The 2,183-nt window shown below is 40.7% G+C and carries 3 protein-coding genes; all 3 read left to right on the top strand.

Annotated features, from left to right (window positions below):
• A partial coding sequence (locus Q0212_RS03460; protein ID WP_297922269.1) for an undecaprenyl-diphosphate phosphatase occupies positions 1-517 on the top strand: 517 nt, incomplete at its 5' end.
• A complete protein-coding gene (locus Q0212_RS03465) occupies positions 517-1,293 on the top strand; it encodes a class I SAM-dependent methyltransferase (protein ID WP_297922271.1) in 777 nt (258 codons plus the stop codon). The genes Q0212_RS03460 and Q0212_RS03465, both read left to right, overlap by 1 nt.
• Before the next feature lie 32 nt (positions 1,294-1,325).
• Entirely contained in the window at positions 1,326-1,826 is a 501-nt protein-coding gene (gene greB, locus Q0212_RS03470; RefSeq protein ID WP_297922274.1) for a transcription elongation factor GreB, read from the top strand.
• Positions 1,827-2,183 lie beyond the last annotated feature (357 nt).

Genomic DNA, 2,183 nt, shown 5'->3' on the forward strand with positions numbered 1-2,183 from the left:
CTTCAAGGGCGTCGAGATGCTGGGCGACAATTACGAAATCACCGTGGACGACCTCGAGGGCGCCCTGAAGAAGCAGAACCTGACGCTGCAGCCCGGCGACGCCGTCATCATCCACACCGGCTGGGGCAAGCTCTATGGCAAGGACAATGCGCGCTACGTGAAATCCTGCCCCGGCATCGGCGTGCCGGCGGCGCTGTGGCTTGCCACAAAGGACCCGATGCTGCTCGGCGCCGACAAGCGTTCGGCCGCGGAATTTTCCTTCTTTTTAGCCATTCCAACGATGGTTGCTGCCACAGCTTATGATGTTTATAAAAGTCGTGACGATTTTATTATGGCGGATTTTCCTGTGTTTGCCGTTGGTTTTATGGCTGCGTTTATTGCAGGTTTATTAGTGGTGCGTACTTTAGTGAAGTATGTTGCCAATCATGATTTTAAAATATTCGCTTATTATCGAATTATTTTTGGTTGTTTTATTTTAGCAACAGCATGGTTTGGTTTGATTGACTGGTCACATTGATGTTTATTTTGTATTTAGCTGACTATCAACAACAAGCTCAACAATTAGCCTTAACACTCGGTGTTGAGGCTTTTTTATTGGCTAATACCGAGCGTAAGACGATCTTGGCATGGCAAAAGCAGGGCAGCTTGGCTATTTTATTGGCAGGGCAAGTTGCCTTACAACCGTTAAGCAAACCTTTGCCTAATCCAGTCATGGTTGATTGGGCAAACAAATCTTTGTTGTGGCGTTTACAACATGGTGGTGGTCGAGGCGAGTTATTGGCTAAAGCGTGTGGTATTAAAAAAGATTATCTTCCCAAAGTGATTGATGCCACAGCAGGCTTTGGTCGAGATAGTTTGTTGTTGGCGTCATTAGGTTGCCAAGTACAATTGATTGAACGCTCGCCATTGGTAGCAGCTATGCTGTTTGATGGTTGGCAACGCGCAGCACAAGAGCCTTTTTTACAAGAATTTTTGCCTAGAATGTCTTTGCATCATGGTCATGCAGTTGAATTTTTACAAGATTTATCAGCCATTGATTATCCTGATGTTGTTTATTTAGACCCAATGTTTCCTGATCGAAATAATAGTGCTAAAGTCAAACAAGATATGCAAAGCTTTCATGTCGCTGTTGGTGCAGATGATGATGCCGATGCGTTATTAGCTCCAGCCTTAGCCGTTGCCCAAAAAAGAGTCGTAGTGAAGCGGCCACGTCATGCACAACCTTTAGCGGCACAAACGCCTTCTTTAGTGTATGAGGGGGAAAGTAGTCGTTTTGATGTTTATTTAATCTGATCTGAAGCTTTTTTTATAATATATTGATTATTATGAGTTATTATCGTTCTCCATTACCACCCAAAAGTAATCTGATTACGCCTGAAGGTTATAAAAACTTACAAGATGAACTTGATTATTTGTGGCGAGTTAAACGGCCTGAAGTCACACGTTCTGTGAGTGAGGCTGCTGCTCAAGGTGATCGTTCCGAAAATGCCGAATATATTTATGGTAAAAAATTACTGCGTGAAATTGATAGACGAGTCAGGTTTTTGCAAAAACGCATTCCTGAGCTAAAAGCTGTCAGTGAAAAACCAAAAGACCGCCAACGAATATTTTTTGGAGCGTGGGTTACATTAGAGGATGTTGACAGCGAAGAACGATTATCCTTTAGAATTGTGGGCGCTGATGAAATTGATACTAAAAAAAATTGGATCAGTATAGATGCACCTATGGCCAAAGCATTATTAAAAAAAGTCGTTGATGATGAAGTAACAGTAGAAAGACCAATGGGGAAAGCAACATTTTGGGTCGTTTCAGTGAGTTATGAATAATAAGGTTCATATTTGGTGCAAAAAAATAGTTATTTTGCATTTTTTTGGTGCAAGTCCTGTGTTTAAATGATAAAAAACAGAATAATCTATTTTTCTCAATCTAAAATTCAGTTGTAATGTGTTTTTCTGCTTTGTTTCGTCTTAAATCTGTATAAATAAACAATCAGTTATATGATGAGTTTCGTAGTTATTGTTTATTGACTCATCTTGCAATCTTTTTTTACCGCTTTATGCTCGCAAAATGTACTAAATTTACTGAAGTACCTAAGTCTTGATGTGTTGTGTTAAAAGTTGGTGCGGATATTGCTGTAGGGTCTGCAAAGAAGATTACGCTGATAGAGGAATATAGTGTTGAAT

It is taken from the genome of uncultured Agitococcus sp. (genome assembly GCF_937920075.1).
GTDB lineage: Bacteria > Pseudomonadota > Gammaproteobacteria > Pseudomonadales > Moraxellaceae > Agitococcus.